25 protein-coding genes are annotated in these 17,730 nt (G+C 54.4%); all 25 read left to right on the top strand.

Annotated features, from left to right (window positions below):
- The first annotated feature begins 57 nt into the window (after positions 1-57).
- The 25 genes from rpoC (at position 58) to rpmD (ending at position 17,729) form a co-directional block, all read left to right on the top strand.
- Positions 58-4,257 (top strand): DNA-directed RNA polymerase subunit beta', encoded by a 4,200-nt coding sequence (rpoC, locus tag JJD74_RS10000; protein WP_042561345.1) that lies wholly within the window; start codon positions 58-60, stop codon positions 4,255-4,257.
- A 216-nt stretch (positions 4,258-4,473) separates the two neighbouring features.
- Positions 4,474-4,845, top strand: coding sequence for a 30S ribosomal protein S12 (gene rpsL, locus JJD74_RS09995; protein WP_003186084.1), 372 nt, complete (start codon positions 4,474-4,476; stop codon positions 4,843-4,845).
- A 106-nt stretch (positions 4,846-4,951) separates the two neighbouring features.
- Positions 4,952-5,425 (top strand): 30S ribosomal protein S7, encoded by a 474-nt coding sequence (gene rpsG / locus JJD74_RS09990; protein ID WP_007916467.1) that lies wholly within the window; start codon positions 4,952-4,954, stop codon positions 5,423-5,425.
- 30 nt (positions 5,426-5,455) lie between these two features.
- On the top strand, positions 5,456-7,561 hold the full coding sequence (gene fusA / locus JJD74_RS09985; RefSeq protein ID WP_047303737.1) for an elongation factor G: 2,106 nt from the start codon (positions 5,456-5,458) through the stop codon (positions 7,559-7,561).
- Between the two features lie 31 nt (positions 7,562-7,592).
- Positions 7,593-8,786: an elongation factor Tu gene (gene tuf, locus JJD74_RS09980; protein ID WP_042561343.1), complete on the top strand. Its 1,194-nt coding sequence runs from the start codon at positions 7,593-7,595 to the stop codon at positions 8,784-8,786.
- A gap of 154 nt (positions 8,787-8,940) precedes the next feature.
- Complete coding sequence (rpsJ, locus tag JJD74_RS09975) at positions 8,941-9,252, top strand: 30S ribosomal protein S10 (RefSeq protein ID WP_003186070.1); 312 nt, start codon at positions 8,941-8,943, stop codon at positions 9,250-9,252.
- Between the two features lie 80 nt (positions 9,253-9,332).
- Positions 9,333-9,968, top strand: a complete 636-nt coding sequence (rplC, locus tag JJD74_RS09970) for a 50S ribosomal protein L3 (RefSeq protein ID WP_007253310.1) — start codon at positions 9,333-9,335, stop codon at positions 9,966-9,968.
- A gap of 12 nt (positions 9,969-9,980) precedes the next feature.
- Positions 9,981-10,583: a 50S ribosomal protein L4 gene (rplD, locus tag JJD74_RS09965; protein ID WP_003228735.1), complete on the top strand. Its 603-nt coding sequence runs from the start codon at positions 9,981-9,983 to the stop codon at positions 10,581-10,583.
- The gene (gene rplW / locus JJD74_RS09960; protein WP_002555488.1) at positions 10,580-10,879 is read left to right on the top strand and encodes a 50S ribosomal protein L23; all 300 of its coding nucleotides are present in this window, start codon (positions 10,580-10,582) and stop codon (positions 10,877-10,879) included. The genes rplD and rplW overlap by 4 nt, the downstream gene beginning before the upstream one ends.
- A 14-nt stretch (positions 10,880-10,893) precedes the next feature.
- Positions 10,894-11,718, top strand: coding sequence for a 50S ribosomal protein L2 (rplB, locus tag JJD74_RS09955; protein ID WP_042561342.1), 825 nt, complete (start codon positions 10,894-10,896; stop codon positions 11,716-11,718).
- A 16-nt stretch (positions 11,719-11,734) separates the two neighbouring features.
- Positions 11,735-12,010 (top strand): 30S ribosomal protein S19, encoded by a 276-nt coding sequence (gene rpsS / locus JJD74_RS09950; RefSeq protein WP_003228731.1) that lies wholly within the window; start codon positions 11,735-11,737, stop codon positions 12,008-12,010.
- An 11-nt stretch (positions 12,011-12,021) separates the two neighbouring features.
- Positions 12,022-12,354, top strand: a complete 333-nt coding sequence (gene rplV / locus JJD74_RS09945) for a 50S ribosomal protein L22 (RefSeq protein ID WP_003103908.1) — start codon at positions 12,022-12,024, stop codon at positions 12,352-12,354.
- Positions 12,355-12,367: 13 nt separating this feature from the next.
- On the top strand, positions 12,368-13,054 hold the full coding sequence (gene rpsC, locus JJD74_RS09940; RefSeq protein WP_003176422.1) for a 30S ribosomal protein S3: 687 nt from the start codon (positions 12,368-12,370) through the stop codon (positions 13,052-13,054).
- 12 nt (positions 13,055-13,066) lie between these two features.
- Positions 13,067-13,480 carry a 50S ribosomal protein L16 gene (rplP, locus tag JJD74_RS09935; RefSeq protein ID WP_003232424.1) on the top strand — a complete coding sequence of 138 codons (414 nt, stop codon included), beginning with the start codon at positions 13,067-13,069 and terminating at the stop codon, positions 13,478-13,480.
- The gene (rpmC, locus tag JJD74_RS09930; protein WP_002555481.1) at positions 13,480-13,671 is read left to right on the top strand and encodes a 50S ribosomal protein L29; all 192 of its coding nucleotides are present in this window, start codon (positions 13,480-13,482) and stop codon (positions 13,669-13,671) included. Before rplP ends, rpmC begins: the two co-directional genes overlap by 1 nt.
- Before the next feature lie 2 nt (positions 13,672-13,673).
- Positions 13,674-13,940, top strand: coding sequence for a 30S ribosomal protein S17 (gene rpsQ, locus JJD74_RS09925; RefSeq protein WP_003194644.1), 267 nt, complete (start codon positions 13,674-13,676; stop codon positions 13,938-13,940).
- A gap of 23 nt (positions 13,941-13,963) precedes the next feature.
- A complete protein-coding gene (rplN, locus tag JJD74_RS09920; protein ID WP_002555479.1) occupies positions 13,964-14,332 on the top strand; it encodes a 50S ribosomal protein L14 in 369 nt (122 codons plus the stop codon).
- A gap of 11 nt (positions 14,333-14,343) precedes the next feature.
- The gene (gene rplX, locus JJD74_RS09915; protein WP_042561341.1) at positions 14,344-14,658 is read left to right on the top strand and encodes a 50S ribosomal protein L24; all 315 of its coding nucleotides are present in this window, start codon (positions 14,344-14,346) and stop codon (positions 14,656-14,658) included.
- A 20-nt stretch (positions 14,659-14,678) separates the two neighbouring features.
- A complete protein-coding gene (rplE, locus tag JJD74_RS09910; protein WP_003210069.1) occupies positions 14,679-15,218 on the top strand; it encodes a 50S ribosomal protein L5 in 540 nt (179 codons plus the stop codon).
- A 13-nt stretch (positions 15,219-15,231) separates the two neighbouring features.
- Entirely contained in the window at positions 15,232-15,537 is a 306-nt protein-coding gene (gene rpsN, locus JJD74_RS09905) for a 30S ribosomal protein S14 (RefSeq protein ID WP_003228726.1), read from the top strand.
- 209 nt (positions 15,538-15,746) lie between these two features.
- Positions 15,747-16,139 carry a 30S ribosomal protein S8 gene (gene rpsH / locus JJD74_RS09900; protein WP_007966178.1) on the top strand — a complete coding sequence of 131 codons (393 nt, stop codon included), beginning with the start codon at positions 15,747-15,749 and terminating at the stop codon, positions 16,137-16,139.
- Positions 16,140-16,151: 12 nt separating this feature from the next.
- Positions 16,152-16,685 (top strand): 50S ribosomal protein L6, encoded by a 534-nt coding sequence (gene rplF, locus JJD74_RS09895; RefSeq protein WP_003176412.1) that lies wholly within the window; start codon positions 16,152-16,154, stop codon positions 16,683-16,685.
- Between the two features lie 10 nt (positions 16,686-16,695).
- Positions 16,696-17,046 (top strand): 50S ribosomal protein L18, encoded by a 351-nt coding sequence (gene rplR, locus JJD74_RS09890; protein ID WP_003186037.1) that lies wholly within the window; start codon positions 16,696-16,698, stop codon positions 17,044-17,046.
- 3 nt (positions 17,047-17,049) lie between these two features.
- Positions 17,050-17,550, top strand: a complete 501-nt coding sequence (rpsE, locus tag JJD74_RS09885) for a 30S ribosomal protein S5 (protein WP_003176409.1) — start codon at positions 17,050-17,052, stop codon at positions 17,548-17,550.
- Between the two features lie 2 nt (positions 17,551-17,552).
- Positions 17,553-17,729 carry a 50S ribosomal protein L30 gene (gene rpmD / locus JJD74_RS09880; RefSeq protein ID WP_003176408.1) on the top strand — a complete coding sequence of 59 codons (177 nt, stop codon included), beginning with the start codon at positions 17,553-17,555 and terminating at the stop codon, positions 17,727-17,729.
- Position 17,730: the final 1 nt, after the last annotated feature.

Here is a 17,730-nt window from a genome sequence, read left to right as displayed (position 1 = left end):
CGCGAATCGAGAGCGGGGCAGGATTGCCCGCTCTCTGCTCCGCCAGGAGGAAAGGCCTTGAAAGACCTACTGAATTTGCTGAAAAACCAGGGTCAAGTCGAAGAGTTCGACGCCATCCGTATTGGATTGGCCTCGCCTGAGATGATCCGCTCATGGTCGTTCGGCGAAGTTAAAAAGCCGGAAACCATCAACTACCGTACGTTCAAACCTGAGCGTGACGGTCTGTTCTGCGCCAAGATCTTTGGCCCGGTGAAGGATTACGAGTGCCTGTGCGGTAAGTACAAGCGCTTGAAGCACCGTGGTGTGATCTGCGAGAAGTGCGGCGTTGAAGTTGCACTGGCCAAGGTTCGTCGTGAGCGCATGGCGCACATCGAACTGGCTTCGCCGGTTGCCCACATCTGGTTCCTGAAATCGCTGCCGTCGCGTATCGGTTTGCTGATGGACATGACCCTGCGTGATATCGAGCGTGTTCTCTACTTCGAGAGCTATGTCGTTATCGATCCGGGCATGACTACCCTTGAAAAAGGTCAGCTGCTGAACGACGAGCAATACTTCGAAGCGCTGGAAGAGTTCGGTGACGATTTCGACGCCCGCATGGGTGCCGAGGCTGTCCGCGAACTGCTGCACGCTATCGACCTGGAGCACGAGATTGGCCGTCTGCGTGAAGAAATTCCGCAAACCAACTCCGAAACCAAGATCAAGAAGCTGTCCAAGCGTCTGAAGTTGATGGAAGCCTTCCAGGGTTCCGGCAACCTTCCAGAATGGATGGTGCTGACCGTTCTGCCGGTTCTGCCGCCAGATCTGCGTCCACTGGTCCCGCTGGATGGTGGTCGTTTCGCGACTTCCGACCTCAACGATCTGTATCGTCGAGTGATCAACCGTAACAACCGCTTGAAGCGTCTGCTCGATCTGTCCGCTCCGGACATCATCGTGCGTAACGAAAAGCGTATGTTGCAGGAAGCTGTCGATGCACTGCTCGACAACGGTCGTCGTGGCCGCGCTATCACCGGTTCGAACAAGCGTCCTCTGAAATCCCTGGCTGACATGATCAAGGGTAAGCAAGGTCGTTTCCGTCAGAACTTGCTCGGTAAGCGTGTTGACTACTCCGGTCGTTCGGTAATTACCGTAGGCCCGACCCTGCGTCTGCACCAGTGCGGTCTGCCGAAGAAGATGGCTCTCGAGCTGTTCAAGCCGTTCATTTTCGGCAAGCTTGAAATGCGTGGTCTCGCGACCACCATCAAAGCGGCCAAGAAAATGGTCGAGCGCGAATTGCCAGAGGTTTGGGACGTTCTCGCTGAAGTGATCCGTGAACACCCGGTTCTCCTCAACCGTGCACCGACCCTTCACCGTCTGGGTATCCAGGCGTTTGAACCGGTACTGATCGAAGGTAAGGCTATTCAGCTGCACCCTCTGGTCTGCGCCGCGTACAACGCCGACTTCGACGGCGACCAAATGGCCGTGCACGTACCGCTGACACTGGAAGCTCAGTTGGAAGCGCGTGCGTTGATGATGTCGACCAACAACATTCTGTCGCCAGCCAACGGTGAGCCAATCATCGTTCCGTCGCAGGACGTTGTATTGGGTCTGTACTACATGACTCGCGAAGCGATCAACGCCAAGGGCGAAGGTCGTGTGTTTGCGGATCTGCAGGAAGTTGACCGTGTGTTCCGTGCTGGCGAAGCCGCACTGCACGCCAAGGTTAAAGTACGTATCAACGAAACCGTCAACGACCGTGACGGCAACAGCGTGAGCGGTACCCGTATCGTCGACACTACCGTCGGCCGTGCGCTGCTGTTCCAGGTTGTGCCGAAAGGGTTGTCTTACGACGTCGTCAACTTGCCGATGAAGAAAAAGGCGATCTCCAAGCTGATCAACCAGTGCTACCGCGTGGTTGGTTTGAAAGAGACCGTGATCTTCGCTGACCAGTTGATGTACACCGGTTTCGCTTACTCGACCATCTCCGGCGTTTCCATCGGTGTTAACGACTTCGTTATCCCGGATGAAAAAGCCCGCATCATCGGTGCTGCCACCGACGAAGTGAAAGAGATCGAGAGCCAGTACGCCTCCGGCCTGGTAACCCAGGGCGAGAAGTACAACAAAGTGATCGACCTTTGGTCGAAAGCGAACGACGAAGTCTCCAAGGCGATGATGGCCAACCTCTCGAAAGAGAAAGTCATCGACCGTCATGGCGTCGAAGTCGACCAGGAATCGTTCAACTCGATGTACATGATGGCTGACTCGGGTGCGCGGGGTTCCGCAGCACAGATTCGTCAGCTGGCCGGTATGCGTGGTCTGATGGCCAAGCCGGACGGTTCCATCATTGAAACGCCGATTACTGCGAACTTCCGTGAAGGTTTGAGCGTACTTCAGTACTTCATCTCCACTCACGGTGCTCGTAAAGGTCTGGCGGATACCGCGTTGAAAACTGCGAACTCCGGTTACCTGACTCGTCGTCTGGTAGACGTGGCGCAGGATCTGGTTGTAACCGAGATCGATTGCGGCACCGAACACGGTCTGTTGATGACTCCGCACATTGAAGGCGGTGACGTTGTAGAGCCGTTGGGTGAGCGCGTATTGGGTCGTGTTATTGCCCGTGACGTATTCAAGCCAGGTACCGAGGACGTTATCGTTCCTGCCGGCACTCTGGTAGACGAGAAGTGGGTCGAGTTCATCGAGCTGAACAGCATCGACGAAGTGATCGTGCGTTCGCCGATCAGCTGCGAAACCCGCTATGGCATTTGTGCCAAGTGCTACGGCCGTGATTTGGCTCGTGGTCACCAGGTGAACATCGGTGAAGCGGTCGGCGTAATCGCTGCCCAGTCCATCGGTGAGCCGGGTACCCAGCTGACGATGCGTACGTTCCACATCGGTGGTGCGGCAAGCCGTACTTCCGCAGCCGACAGCGTTCAGGTGAAGAATGGCGGTACCGTCCGTCTGCACAACCTGAAGCACGTTGAGCGAGTGGATGGTCACTTGGTTGCTGTGTCCCGTTCTGGTGAGCTTGCAATCGCTGATGACTTCGGTCGTGAGCGTGAGCGTTACAAGCTGCCATACGGTGCTGTGATTTCGGTTAAAGAAGGTGACAAGGTCGACGCTGGCGCAATCGTGGCCAAGTGGGATCCGCACACTCACCCAATCGTTACCGAAATGAAAGGTACCGTGACCTACGTGGGCATGGAAGAAGGCATCACGATCAAGCGTCAGACTGACGAATTGACCGGTATGACCAACATTGAAGTACTCGACGCGAAAGATCGTCCAGCTGCCGGCAAAGAAATTCGCCCAGCAGTGAAGATGGTCGACGACAACGGCAAGGATCTGTTGCTGCCAGGCACTGACGTTATCGCTCAGTACTTCCTGCCAGCCAACGCCCTGGTCGGTGTTGCGGATGGTGCGAAGATTGCGATCGGTGATGTTATCGCTCGTATCCCGCAAGAAACTTCGAAAACTCGTGACATCACCGGTGGTCTGCCGCGTGTTGCCGACTTGTTCGAAGCTCGTCGTCCGAAAGAAGCGTCGATTCTGGCTGAAGTCAGCGGCACCATCGCGTTCGGTAAAGAGACCAAAGGCAAGCGTCGTCTGGTTATTACCCCGAACGATGGTACTGATCCGTACGAAGAGCTGATTCCGAAGTGGCGTCACCTGAACGTGTTTGAAGGCGAACAGGTAAACCGCGGCGAAGTTATCTCCGACGGTCCTAGCGATCCGCACGACATCCTGCGTTTGCTGGGTGTAAGCGCGCTGGCCAAGTACATTGTTAACGAGATCCAGGACGTTTACCGTCTGCAAGGCGTGAAGATCAACGATAAGCACATCGAGACCATTCTGCGTCAGATGCTGCGTAAGGTTGAAATCGCTGAATCCGGCGATTCCACTTTCATCAAGGGCGACCAGATGGAATTGACTCACGTACTGGTAGAGAACGAGCGTCTGGGCGCGGAAGACAAATTTGTCTCCAAGTTCACTCGCGTTCTGCTGGGTATCACCAAGGCGTCGTTGTCGACCGAATCGTTCATCTCGGCGGCTTCCTTCCAGGAAACCACCCGCGTACTGACCGAAGCGGCCGTCACCGGCAAGCGCGATTACCTGCGCGGCCTGAAAGAAAACGTAGTCGTGGGTCGTCTGATCCCGGCCGGTACCGGTCTGGCATATCACAGCGAGCGCAAGCGTCGTCGTGAAGCAGACAAGCCGTTGCGCGTAAGCGCCAGTGAAGTGGAAGCTGCACTGACCGAAGCGCTGAACTCGAGCGGTAACTGAGTTCTGCGATATATGAGCGTAAGGCCCTGATCGCACCGTTCATCGAATCGAGACAATTTGTCGAGGTTCGATGAGTGGGGAGGTCGGGGCCTTGCCTTGACTGGGGACAAGATCCTCTTTAGACTCTTGTACCCCTAAATTTGGCGGGAATTCGTTCCTGCCATTTTGCTTTTCTTGCAAGACAATAGCGTCGCAAGACAACAGTGGAGCTAGTAGATGGCAACTATCAACCAGCTGGTACGTCAGCCGCGTAAGCGTATCGTCGAGAAATCCGACGTGCCTGCGCTGCAGAACTGCCCGCAACGTCGTGGCGTATGCACCCGTGTGTATACCACCACGCCGAAAAAACCTAACTCGGCACTGCGTAAAGTATGCCGTGTGCGTCTGACCAACGGTTTCGAGGTTTCCTCGTACATCGGCGGTGAAGGCCACAACCTGCAAGAGCACAGCGTCGTACTGATTCGTGGCGGCCGTGTAAAAGACTTGCCAGGTGTTCGTTACCACACCGTTCGCGGTTCTTTGGATACTTCCGGCGTTAAAGGTCGTAACCAGGGTCGTTCGAAGTACGGTACCAAGCGTCCGAAGTAATCGGCCGTTTTGCAGATTTTATTTTATTGAGTCGATAAGAGTAAGGTCGGGCACGCATCCTTTGGATCTGTCCCGAGCTAACCTGAAGACCGCTTGAGGGCTTATCATGCCAAGACGTCGCGTAGCAGCAAAGCGTGAGATTCTGGACGATCCGAAATACGGAAGCCAGATCCTCGCCAAATTCATGAACCACGTTATGGAAAGCGGCAAGAAAGCCGTTGCCGAGCGTATCGTTTATGGTGCCCTGGAAACCGTTGCGACCCGTAAGGCTGGCACCGATCCCCTGGAACTCTTCGAAAAAGCACTCGACGCCATCGCTCCGCTGGTCGAAGTGAAGTCGCGCCGCGTTGGTGGTGCTACTTACCAGGTTCCGGTCGAGGTTCGTCCTTCCCGTCGTAACGCTCTGGCAATGCGCTGGTTGGTAGACTTCGCGCGCAAGCGTGGCGAGAAGTCTATGGCTCTGCGTTTGGCTGGCGAGCTGCTGGATGCTGCTGAAGGTAAAGGTGCTGCTGTTAAGAAGCGTGAAGACGTGCACCGTATGGCAGAAGCCAACAAAGCTTTCTCGCACTACCGCTTCTAATTTTAGCTTCACTAATTTTGCGAGGGCTTTATGGCTCGTACTACTCCGATTAGTCGCTACCGTAACATCGGTATCGTCGCTCACGTGGATGCTGGTAAAACCACCACCACCGAGCGCGTCCTTTTTTACACTGGCAAAAGTCACAAAATGGGCGAGGTGCATGACGGCGCCGCGACCACAGACTGGATGGTTCAGGAGCAGGAGCGTGGTATTACCATTACTTCTGCTGCCATTACCGCCTTCTGGAAAGGTTCTGCTAAGCAGTACAAAGACGAGCATCGCTTCAACGTAATCGATACCCCGGGCCACGTTGACTTCACCATTGAAGTTGAGCGTTCCCTGCGCGTACTCGACGGCGCTGTCGTTGTGTTCTGCGGTACTTCGGGTGTTGAGCCTCAGTCGGAAACCGTATGGCGTCAGGCCAACAAATACGGTGTTCCACGTCTTGTTTACGTGAACAAGATGGACCGTGCTGGTGCGAACTTCCTGCGCGTGATTGATCAGATCAAAAAGCGTCTGGGTCACACTCCGGTGCCAATCCAGTTGGCTATCGGTTCGGAAGACAACTTCCAGGGTCAGATTGATCTGATCAACATGGAAGCTGTGTACTGGAATGATGCTGATAAAGGTATGGTTCCTGTTCGTAAGCCTGTTCCTGAAGATATGCAGGAATTGGCTGCCGAATGGCGCGACAACATGGTTCAGGCTGCTGCCGAAGCCAACGAAGAGCTGATGAACAAGTACCTGGAAGGCGAAGAGCTGACGATCGAAGAGATCAAAGCTGCTTTGCGTCAGCGTACTATCGCCGGTGAAATCGTTCTGGCCGTTTGCGGTTCTTCCTTCAAGAACAAGGGTGTTCCCCTGGTTCTCGACGCCGTTATCGACTTCCTGCCTGCACCAACCGATATTCCTGCTATCAAGGGTACTGATCCGGATAACGAGGAAATCGAGCTGGAGCGTCACGCAGACGATGCGGAGCCGTTCTCGGCTCTGGCGTTCAAGATCGCTACCGACCCATTCGTGGGTACTTTGACCTTCGTTCGCGTTTACTCGGGCGTGTTGAACTCCGGCGACGGCGTGATCAACTCGGTTAAAGGCAAGAAAGAGCGCGTGGGTCGTATGGTGCAAATGCACGCAAACGCCCGTGAAGAGATCAAGGAAGTACGCGCTGGTGACATCGCGGCCCTGATCGGCATGAAGGACGTCACCACTGGTGAAACCCTCTGCAACGCTGACAAGCCAATCATCCTGGTTCGTATGGACTTCCCGGAGCCGGTTATTTCGGTTGCCGTAGAGCCTAAGACCAAGGATGACCAGGAAAAAATGGGTATCGCTCTGGGCAAGCTTGCTCAGGAAGACCCTTCTTTCCGCGTCAAGACTGATGAAGAGACTGGTCAAACGATCATCTCCGGCATGGGCGAGCTGCACCTGGACATCCTGGTTGACCGGATGCGCCGTGAGTTCAACGTCGAAGCCAACATCGGCAAGCCTCAGGTTTCCTATCGTGAGCGCATCACGAAGAACTGCGAAATCGAAGGCAAGTTCGTTCGTCAGTCCGGCGGTCGTGGCCAGTTCGGTCACTGCTGGATTCGTTTTGCTCCTGCTGACGAAGGTCAGGAAGGTCTGCAATTCGTGAACGAAGTAGTAGGTGGTGTGGTTCCTAAGGAATACATCCCGGCTATCCAGAAGGGTATCGAAGAGCAGATGAAGAACGGCGTTGTTGCCGGCTATCCGCTGATCGGCCTGAAGGCTACCGTGTTCGATGGTTCTTACCACGACGTCGACTCCAACGAGATGGCGTTTAAAGTGGCTGCTTCCATGGCGACCAAGCAACTGGCCCAGAAGGGTGGTGGTGAGTTGCTCGAGCCGATCATGGCTGTAGAGGTTGTTACGCCTGAAGACTATATGGGTGATGTGATGGGCGACCTTAACCGTCGTCGCGGCATGATCCAGGGTATGGAAGACACGGTCTCCGGCAAAGTAATTCGTGCCGAAGTTCCGTTGGGTGAAATGTTCGGTTATGCGACCGACGTTCGTTCCATGTCCCAGGGTCGCGCAAGCTACTCTATGGAATTCAAAAAATACGATACAGCCCCGTCGCACATCGTCGAGTCTGTTACCAAAAAACAAGGCTGATTCAGCCCCTTTAGGCTAGGAGTTAATTGTCGTGGCTAAAGAAAAATTTGATCGTTCCCTACCGCACGTCAACGTTGGCACCATTGGTCACGTTGACCACGGTAAAACCACTCTGACTGCTGCTCTGACTCGCGTTTGCTCCGAAGTTTTCGGTTCCGCAATCGTTGACTTCGACAAGATCGACAGCGCACCAGAAGAAAAAGCTCGTGGTATCACCATCAACACCGCGCACGTTGAATACAACTCGCTGATCCGTCACTACGCTCACGTTGACTGCCCAGGTCACGCTGACTATGTGAAGAACATGATCACCGGTGCTGCCCAGATGGACGGCGCAATCCTGGTTTGCTCGGCCGCTGATGGTCCGATGCCACAAACCCGTGAGCACATCCTGTTGTCCCGCCAGGTTGGCGTTCCGTACATCGTGGTTTTCCTGAACAAGGCTGACCTGGTAGACGACGCTGAGCTGCTGGAACTGGTTGAGATGGAAGTTCGCGACCTGCTGTCCACCTATGACTTCCCAGGCGACGACACTCCGATCATCATCGGTTCTGCTCGTATGGCTCTGGAAGGCAAAGACGACAACGAAATGGGCACCACTGCCGTTCGTAAGCTGGTTGAGACTCTGGATACCTACATTCCGGATCCAGTTCGCGTAATCGACAAGCCATTCCTGATGCCAATCGAAGACGTATTCTCGATCTCGGGTCGCGGTACTGTTGTAACTGGCCGTATCGAGCGCGGTATCGTTCGCGTTCAGGATCCACTGGAAATCGTTGGTCTGCGTGACACTACTGTCACCACCTGCACCGGTGTTGAAATGTTCCGTAAGCTGCTCGACGAAGGTCGTGCTGGCGAGAACTGCGGCGTGCTGCTGCGCGGCACCAAGCGTGACGACGTAGAGCGTGGCCAGGTTCTGGTTAAGCCGGGTTCGGTTAAGCCGCACACTACCTTCGAAGCTGAAGTGTACGTGTTGAGCAAAGAAGAAGGCGGTCGTCACACTCCGTTCTTCAAAGGCTACCGTCCACAGTTCTACTTCCGGACCACTGACGTGACCGGTAACTGCGAACTGCCGGAAGGCGTTGAAATGGTAATGCCGGGCGACAACATCAAAATGGTTGTCACCCTGATCAAGACCATCGCAATGGAAGACGGTCTGCGTTTCGCTATCCGTGAAGGCGGTCGTACCGTCGGCGCTGGCGTCGTAGCCAAAATCATCGCCTAACTCTTTTGAGTTAAATGATGAATTGAAGAAAGCCTCCGCTTAGCGGGGGCTTTTTTTATTGGGTTGACACCAATCTGGGGCGTCTATAGAATTGCGCCTCCTTTTAACGGGCGTATTGCGCTCGGTGGGAATAGCAGCCGGAGTCTGAAATCCAATGCAAAATCAGCAAATCCGTATCAGGTTGAAGGCTTTTGACCATCGCCTGATCGACCAATCCACCCAGGAAATCGTGGAAACCGCGAAACGTACTGGTGCTCAAGTGCGTGGTCCAATTCCACTGCCTACCCGTAAAGAGCGGTTCACCGTTCTGGTCTCCCCGCACGTCAACAAAGACGCGCGTGACCAGTACGAGATCCGTACTCATAAGCGCGTTCTGGACATCGTCCAGCCAACGGATAAAACCGTTGATGCACTTATGAAGCTTGATCTTGCGGCCGGTGTGGAAGTGCAGATCAGCCTCGGCTAAGACTCGGTCTTAGTCGTGTAACGCTCTGAAATGGGCGGCCATAGCGGGTGAAAGCCCCGTACACTCATGAGGTTTACAACATGACTATTGGTGTAGTCGGTCGTAAATGCGGTATGACCCGTATTTTCACCGAAGAAGGTGTCTCCATTCCGGTCACGGTCATTGAGATCGAACCGAATCGCGTCACCCAGTTCAAAACTGAAGAGACCGATGGCTATCGTGCAGTGCAAGTCACTGTAGGCGAGCGTCGTGCTTCGCGTGTTACAGCTGCTCAGGCTGGCCACTTCGCTAAGGCGAACGTTGCCGCTGGTCGCACTGTCATGGAGTTCCGTCTTGAAGAAGGCGACTACCAGGCTGGCGATCTGATCAACGCTGAAATCTTCGCCGCTGGTCAACTGGTTGATGTAACCGGTCAGTCCAAGGGTAAGGGCTTCCAGGGTACGATCAAGCGTTGGAATTTCCGCGGGCAAGATAACACCCACGGTAACTCCGTATCCCACCGCGTCCCAGGCTCTATCGGCCAGTGCCAGACTCCTGGTCGTGTATTCAAGGGCAAAAAAATGTCCGGTCATATGGGCGCTGAGCGCGTGACCGTGCAGTCCCTGGAAGTAGTGCGCGTGGACGCTGAACGCAATCTGTTGTTGGTCAAGGGTGCTGTTCCTGGCGCTACTGGCGGCAACCTGGTTGTACGTCCAGCAGCCAAGGCTCGCGGTTAAGGGGAAGCTGACATGCAATTAAATGTAAATGACGCTCAAGCGATCGAAGTTTCCGAACTGACATTTGGCGGCGAATTCAACGAGACGCTGGTTCACCAAGCAGTCGTGGCCTACATGGCCGGCGGCCGTCAAGGTAGCAAGCAGCAAAAGACCCGTTCCGACGTTCGTGGTGGCGGTAAGCGCCCATGGCGTCAGAAAGGTACTGGCCGTGCTCGTGCCGGTACTATCCGTAGCCCAATCTGGCGTGGCGGCGGTACCACTTTCGCAGCTCGTCCGCAGGATCACTCCCAGAAGCTGAACAAGAAGATGTATCGCGCAGCAATGCGTTCCATCCTTGCTGAGCTGGTGCGTACTGATCGTCTGGTCGTGGTTCAGGATTTCGCTGTTGAAACTCCGAAAACCAAAGATCTGCTGGGCAAGCTGAACAACATGAGCCTGACCGATGTTCTCATCGTGTCGGACGCTGTTGATCAGAACCTGTACCTGGCTGCTCGTAACCTGCCGCACGTAGATGTACGTGACGTTCAAGGTTCCGATCCAGTTAGTCTGATCGCATACGACAAGGTGTTGATCACCGTGTCGGCCGTGAAGAAATTCGAGGAGCTGCTGGGATGAACCAGGAACGCGTATTTAAAGTTCTGCTTGGCCCGCACGTTTCCGAAAAGGCTACGGTTCTGGCTGACAAGAAGGGCCAGTTCGTTTTCAAGGTTGCAACTGACGCAACCAAGCTGGAAATCAAGAAGGCCGTCGAAAGCCTGTTCAGCGTGAAAGTTGAGCGTGTTACTACCCTGAACGTTCTGGGTAAGAGCAAGCGCACGGCTCGCGGTCTGGGCAAGCGCAATGACTGGAAGAAGGCAGTTATCTCCCTTCAGCCAGGCCAAGATCTCGATTTCAGCAGCAGTGCTGAGTAAGGAAGGGGTGCATCATGGCAATCGTTAAATGCAAACCGACTTCCCCTGGCCGCCGTTTTGTGGTCAAGGTGGTCAACCAGGAGCTGCATAAAGGCGCTCCTCACGCACCGCTGCTCGAGAAAAAATCGAAGACTGGTGGTCGTAACAACAATGGCCGTATTACTACCCGTCACATCGGTGGTGGTCATAAGCAGCATTATCGTATGGTCGATTTCCGTCGCAACGACAAAGATGGCATTCCAGCCACTGTTGAGCGTATTGAATACGATCCAAACCGTACTGCTCACATTGCTCTTATGTTGTACGCAGACGGCGAACGCCGTTACATCATCGCCCCTAAAGGCGTGAGTGCTGGCGACCAGCTGATTTCGGGTGCTTTGGCTCCGATCAAGCCAGGCAACCAGTTGCAACTGCGCAGCATTCCAGTTGGTAGCACCGTACACGGCATCGAATTGAAGCCAGGTAAAGGCGCACAGATCGCTCGTTCCGCTGGTGCCTCGGCTCAGCTGATCGCTCGTGAAGGTGTGTACGTTACCCTGCGTCTTCGCTCCGGTGAAATGCGTAAAGTCCTGGCTGAATGCCGTGCGACCCTGGGCGAAGTCTCGAACTCCGAGCACAGCCTGCGTTCGCTGGGTAAAGCTGGTGCCAAACGCTGGCGTGGCGTTCGCCCAACCGTTCGTGGTGTTGCCATGAACCCGGTTGACCACCCACATGGTGGTGGTGAAGGTCGTACCTCTGGTGGTCGTCATCCGGTATCGCCATGGGGCTTCCCGACTAAGGGCGCGAAGACTCGTGGTAATAAGCGTACCGACAAAATGATCGTCCGTCGTCGCAAGTAAATAGAGGGATACGACAGTGCCACGTTCTCTGAAAAAAGGTCCTTTTATTGATCTTCACCTACTGAAGAAGATCGAAGTGGCGGCGGAAAAGAACGATCGCAAACCAATTAAGACTTGGTCGCGTCGTTCGATGATCCTGCCACAAATGGTCGGTCTGACCATTGCAGTACACAACGGTCGTCAACACGTCCCAGTTCTCGTTAACGAAGACATGGTCGGCCACAAACTGGGCGAGTTTGCCGGTACCCGCACTTATCGTGGGCACGTGGCAGACAAGAAAGCCAAGCGTTAAGGGGTTAGGAAATGGAAGTAGCCGCTAAGTTGTCGGGCGCTCGAATCTCCGCCCAGAAAGCCCGCTTGGTCGCCGACCAGATTCGCGGGAAGAAGGTGGGCGAAGCGCTCAACTTGTTGGCTTTCAGCAGTAAGAAAGCCGCCGAGATCATGAAGAAAGTGCTGGAGTCGGCCGTAGCCAACGCCGAGCATAACGAAGGCGCAGACGTTGATGACCTGAAGGTCAGCACCGTTTTCGTCAACGAAGGGCGTTCGCTGAAGCGCATCATGCCACGTGCCAAAGGCCGTGCTGATCGCATCGTCAAGCGGTCTTGCCATATCACTGTCAAGGTTGCTGACAAGTAACGGAGTCGAAGAGATGGGTCAGAAAGTACATCCCATTGGCATTCGCCTGGGAATCGTCAAGGAGCACACCTCCGTCTGGTACGCAGACGGTCGGACTTATGCGGACTATTTGTTCGCTGATCTGAAGGTGCGTGAGTATCTCCAAGACAAACTAAAAAGCGCGTCCGTAAGCCGTATCGATATCCATCGTCCGGCGCAAACTGCACGTATCACCATCCACACTGCTCGTCCAGGTATCGTTATCGGGAAGAAAGGTGAAGATGTTGAGAAACTGCGTCAGGACCTGACCAAGCAAATGGGTGTGCCTGTGCACATCAATATCGAAGAGATCCGCAAGCCGGAGCTCGACGGTATGCTGGTTGCGCAGAGCGTAGCTCAGCAGCTGGAGCGTCGCGTAATGTTCCGTCGCGCTATGAAGCGCGCTGTTCAGAACGCCATGCGCATTGGTGCCAAAGGCATCAAAATCCAAGTGAGCGGTCGTCTCGGCGGTGCTGAAATCGCACGTACTGAATGGTATCGCGAAGGGCGTGTGCCATTGCACACCCTGCGTGCCGACATCGACTATGCCAACTACGAAGCTCACACCACTTACGGTGTGATCGGTGTAAAGGTTTGGATCTTCAAAGGCGAAGTAATTGGTGGTCGCCAAGAAGAACTGAAACCACAAGCACCAGCGCCTCGTAAAAAAGCTGCTAAGTAAGGGGTACGCCAAATGTTGCAACCTAAGCGTACGAAGTTCCGCAAGCAGATGACAGGTCACAACCGTGGCCTGGCTCAGCGCGGTAGCAAAGTCAGCTTCGGCGAGTTCGCGCTGAAGTCTGTAGCTCGTGGTCGTCTCACCGCTCGTCAGATCGAGTCAGCGCGTCGTGCTCTGACCCGTCACGTTAAACGTGGCGGCAAGATCTGGATCCGTGTATTCCCGGACAAGCCGATTTCCAAAAAGCCCCTCGAAGTTCGGATGGGTAAAGGTAAGGGTAACGTGGAATACTGGGTAGCCCAGATTCAGCCAGGCAAAGTCCTGTATGAAATCGAGGGTGTAACTGAAGAGCTGGCGCGTGAGGCTTTTGCCCTGGCTGCTGCAAAGCTGCCGCTCGCCACCGCCTTTGTTAAACGGACGGTGATGTGATGAAAGCGAATGAACTTCGTGAAAAATCCGCACAGCAGCTGAACGAGCAACTGCTCGGCTTGCTGCGCGACCAGTTCAATCTGCGTATGCAGAAAGCAACTGGCCAGTTGGGGCAGTCTCATCTGCTCTCGCAAGTTAAGCGTGACATCGCTCGCGTGAAGACTGTGCTTAACCAGCAGGCAGGTAAGTGATCATGGCTGAAGCCGAAAAAACTGTCCGTACGCTGACTGGCCGTGTTGTCAGCGACAAGATGGACAAAACCATCACCGTTCTGATCGAGCGTCGCGTTAAGCACCCGATCTACGGTAAATATGTTAAGCGTTCGACTAAGCTGCACGCGCACGACGAAACCAATCAGTGCCATATCGGCGACAAAGTCACTATTCGTGAAACTCGTCCGATGGCCAAGACCAAGTCTTGGGCACTGGTTGATGTTCTCGAACGCGCTGTGGAAGTCTAAGGACTAGGGGTCGGAGAAATTATATGATTCAGACTCAATCCATGCTCGATGTGGCCGATAACAGCGGCGCTCGCCGTGTTATGTGCATCAAGGTGCTGGGTGGCTCCCATCGTCGTTACGCTGGTATCGGTGACATCATCAAAGTTACCGTGAAGGAAGCAATTCCTCGCGGTAAGGTGAAAAAAGGCCAAGTGATGACTGCTGTTGTAGTCCGCACTCGTCACGGCGTACGTCGTGCTGATGGCTCCATTATCCGCTTTGATGGCAACGCTGCTGTTCTTCTGAACAACAAGCAAGAGCCGATCGGCACCCGTATCTTTGGGCCAGTGACCCGTGAACTTCGTACTGAGAAGTTCATGAAGATCGTCTCGCTCGCCCCAGAAGTGCTGTAAGGAGATCCGACATGCAAAAGATTCGTCGTGACGACGAGATCATCGTGATCGCCGGCAAAGACAAAGGTAAGCGCGGTAAGGTGCTGAAGGTTCTTGCTGACAACCGTCTGGTTGTTGGTGGTCTGAACCTGGTCAAGCGTCATACCAAGCCTAACCCGATGTCGGGCGTACAAGGCGGTATCGTCGAGAAAGAAGCGCCACTGCACGCTTCTAACGTAGCCATCTTCAATGGCGAAACCAACAAGGCTGACCGCGTTGGTTTCAAAGTAGAAGAAGGTAAGAAAATTCGTGTCTTCAAGTCGACCCAAAAAGCGGTTGATGCTTGAACACTGCTAGGTAGAAGACCATGGCACGACTAAAAGAGATTTACCGGAAGGAAATCGCTCCGAAACTTAAGGAAGAACTTAAGCTTTCGAACGTGATGGAAGTTCCGCGCGTTACCAAAATCACCCTGAACATGGGTCTGGGCGAAGCGATCGGTGACAAAAAAGTCATCGAGCACGCTGTTGCTGACCTGGAAAAGATCACCGGCCAAAAAGTCGTTGTGACCTACGCTCGTAAATCCATCGCTGGCTTTAAAGTCCGCGAAGGATGGCCGATCGGTGTCAAGGTGACTCTGCGCCGTGAGCGTATGTATGAGTTCCTGGATCGTCTGCTGTCGATCTCCCTGCCTCGGGTTCGCGACTTCCGCGGCCTGAATGCCAAGTCCTTCGATGGTCGTGGTAACTACAGCATGGGCGTAAAAGAGCAGATCATTTTCCCGGAAATCGACTACGACAAGATCGATGCTCTCCGCGGTCTGGACATTACCCTGACCACCACTGCCAAGAACGATGATGAAGGCCGCGCTCTGCTGCGTGCTTTCAAATTCCCGTTCCGCAACTGATTGGAGTAGGAAAATGGCCAAGAAGAGCATGAAAAACCGTGAGCTGAAGCGTCAGCTCACTGTTGCCAAGTACGCCACCAAGCGTGCAGCGCTGAAAGCTATCATCGTTGATCTGAACGCAAGTCCAGAAGCACGTTGGGAAGCTACCGTAGCTCTGCAGAAGCAACCACGTGACGCAAGCGCTTCGCGCATGCGTAACCGTTGCCGCCTGACTGGTCGTCCGCACGGCGTTTACCGCAAGTTCGGCCTTGGCCGTAACAAGTTGCGTGAAGCTGCAATGCGTGGTGACGTTCCAGGTCTGGTTAAAGCCAGCTGGTAATCGCTGTCAAAGCCTCGATGGTCGGGTCCGTAAGAATCTGACTATCGGTGGCCTTGAATTTGAATCAAGCCCCTTTTGGGGCTTGATTCATTTCTGGGGTGTGTCTAGAATGACCGGCTCGCCTGAGCCCGTGTTTTTCATGCCCGGAAGTTCTCGGCGACAAGTAGTAGCCGCAAGGCTAATTTTTCTGTATTAGGAGCGTCTAGCCCATGAGTATGCAGGACCCGTTAGCGGACATGCTAACTCGAATCCGTAATGCCCAGATGGCTGAAAAGTCTGTCGTAAGCATGCCGTCTTCCACGCTGAAGGTGGCTGTAGCAAAAGTCCTGAAGGACGAAGGTTACATCGCGGATTTTCAGATCACCACCGACGCTAAGCCGTCGTTGTCCATCTCGCTGAAGTACTTCGAAGGCCGTCCGGTTATCGAAGAAGTGAAGCGCGTTAGTCGTCCAGGCCTGCGTCAGTACAAGTCCGTTGAAGATCTGCCGAAAGTTCGTGGCGGTCTTGGCGTGTCTATCGTCTCCACCAACAAAGGTGTGATGACGGATCGTGCTGCGCGCGCTGCCGGTGTCGGCGGCGAAGTTCTTTGCACTGTGTTCTAAGGGGGGATAAGCATGTCTCGCGTCGCTAAGAACCCCGTTAAGCTGCCAGCCGGTGTCGAAGTAAAATTCGCAGGCCAACAGCTTTCGGTGAAGGGTGCCAAGGGCACTCTTGAACTGAACATCCATTCGTCCGTTGAGATTGTTGAAGAAGCTGGTGAGCTGCGTTTCGCTGCTCGCAATGGCGATCAACAAACTCGCGCAATGGCCGGTACCACGCGTGCGTTGGTAAACAACATGGTCCAAGGCGTAAGCCAAGGCTTCGAGCGTAAGCTCCAGCTGGTCGGTGTTGGTTACAAAGCGCAAGCAAAAGGCACGGTTTTGAACCTTGCCCTTGGCTTCTCGCACCCAGTGGATTACGAACTGCCGGAAGGCATCACCGCTGAGACTCCTAGCCAGACCGATATCCTGATCAAGGGCATCGATAAGCAGCTGGTAGGTCAAGTGGCCGCTGAGATCCGCGACTTCCGTCCACCAGAGCCGTACAAAGGCAAAGGTGTGCGCTACGCGGACGAAGTCGTCCGTCGTAAAGAAGCCAAGAAGAAGTAGGGCATAGCAAATGACCGACAAAAAAGTTACTCGACTGCGTCGCGCTCGCAAAGCACGCCTGAAAATGCACGAACTCGAAGTCGTGCGTCTCTGCGTGTTCCGCTCGTCGCAGCACATCTACGCCCAGGTCATCTCGGCCGACGGCAACAAAGTCCTGGCAAGCGCCTCGACTTTGGATAAAGAACTGCGTGATGGTGCCACTGGCAACATCGACGCGGCCACAAAGGTTGGCCAGCTGGTCGCTACGCGTGCTAAGGCCGCTGGCGTCTCGCAAGTGGCTTTCGACCGCTCTGGCTTCAAGTATCACGGCCGCGTTAAAGCGCTGGCTGATGCTGCTCGTGAAGCTGGGCTGGAGTTCTAAGTTATGTCAAATAACGACCAAAAGCGCGACGAAGGCTACATTGAGAAGCTGGTTCAAGTTAACCGCGTAGCCAAAACCGTTAAAGGCGGCCGTATCTTCACTTTCACCGCGTTGACCGTGGTTGGTGATGGTAAAGGGCGTGTTGGCTTCGGCCGTGGCAAGTCACGTGAAGTGCCTGCTGCGATCCAGAAGGCAATGGAAGCTGCTCGCCGCAACATGATTCAAGTTGACCTGAACGGCACCACTCTGCAGTACGCAATGAAGTCCGCTCACGGCGCTTCGAAGGTGTACATGCAGCCTGCTTCTGAAGGTACCGGTATCATCGCTGGTGGCGCTATGCGTGCTGTCCTCGAAGTTGCTGGCGTTCAGAACGTTCTGGCCAAGTGCTACGGCTCGACTAACCCGGTAAACGTGGTTCACGCCACTTTCAAGGGTCTGAAAGCCATGCAATCTCCTGAGTCTATTGCCGCCAAGCGTGGCTTGACCGTCAAGGAGATCTTCTGATCATGGCTACCGTTAAAGTAACGCTGATCAAAAGCATGACCGGCCGCATCCCTAACCACAAATTGTGCGTTAAGGGTCTGGGTCTGCGTCGCATCGGTCACACTGTAGAAGTCCAGGATACTCCCGAGAATCGCGGGATGATCAACAAGGCTTACTACATGCTGCGTGTCGAGGGTTAAT

Source organism: Pseudomonas sp. MF6776 (assembly GCF_016613125.1).
Lineage (GTDB): Bacteria > Pseudomonadota > Gammaproteobacteria > Pseudomonadales > Pseudomonadaceae > Aquipseudomonas > Aquipseudomonas iridis.
This window is presented reverse-complemented; position numbering and strand designations above follow the sequence as displayed.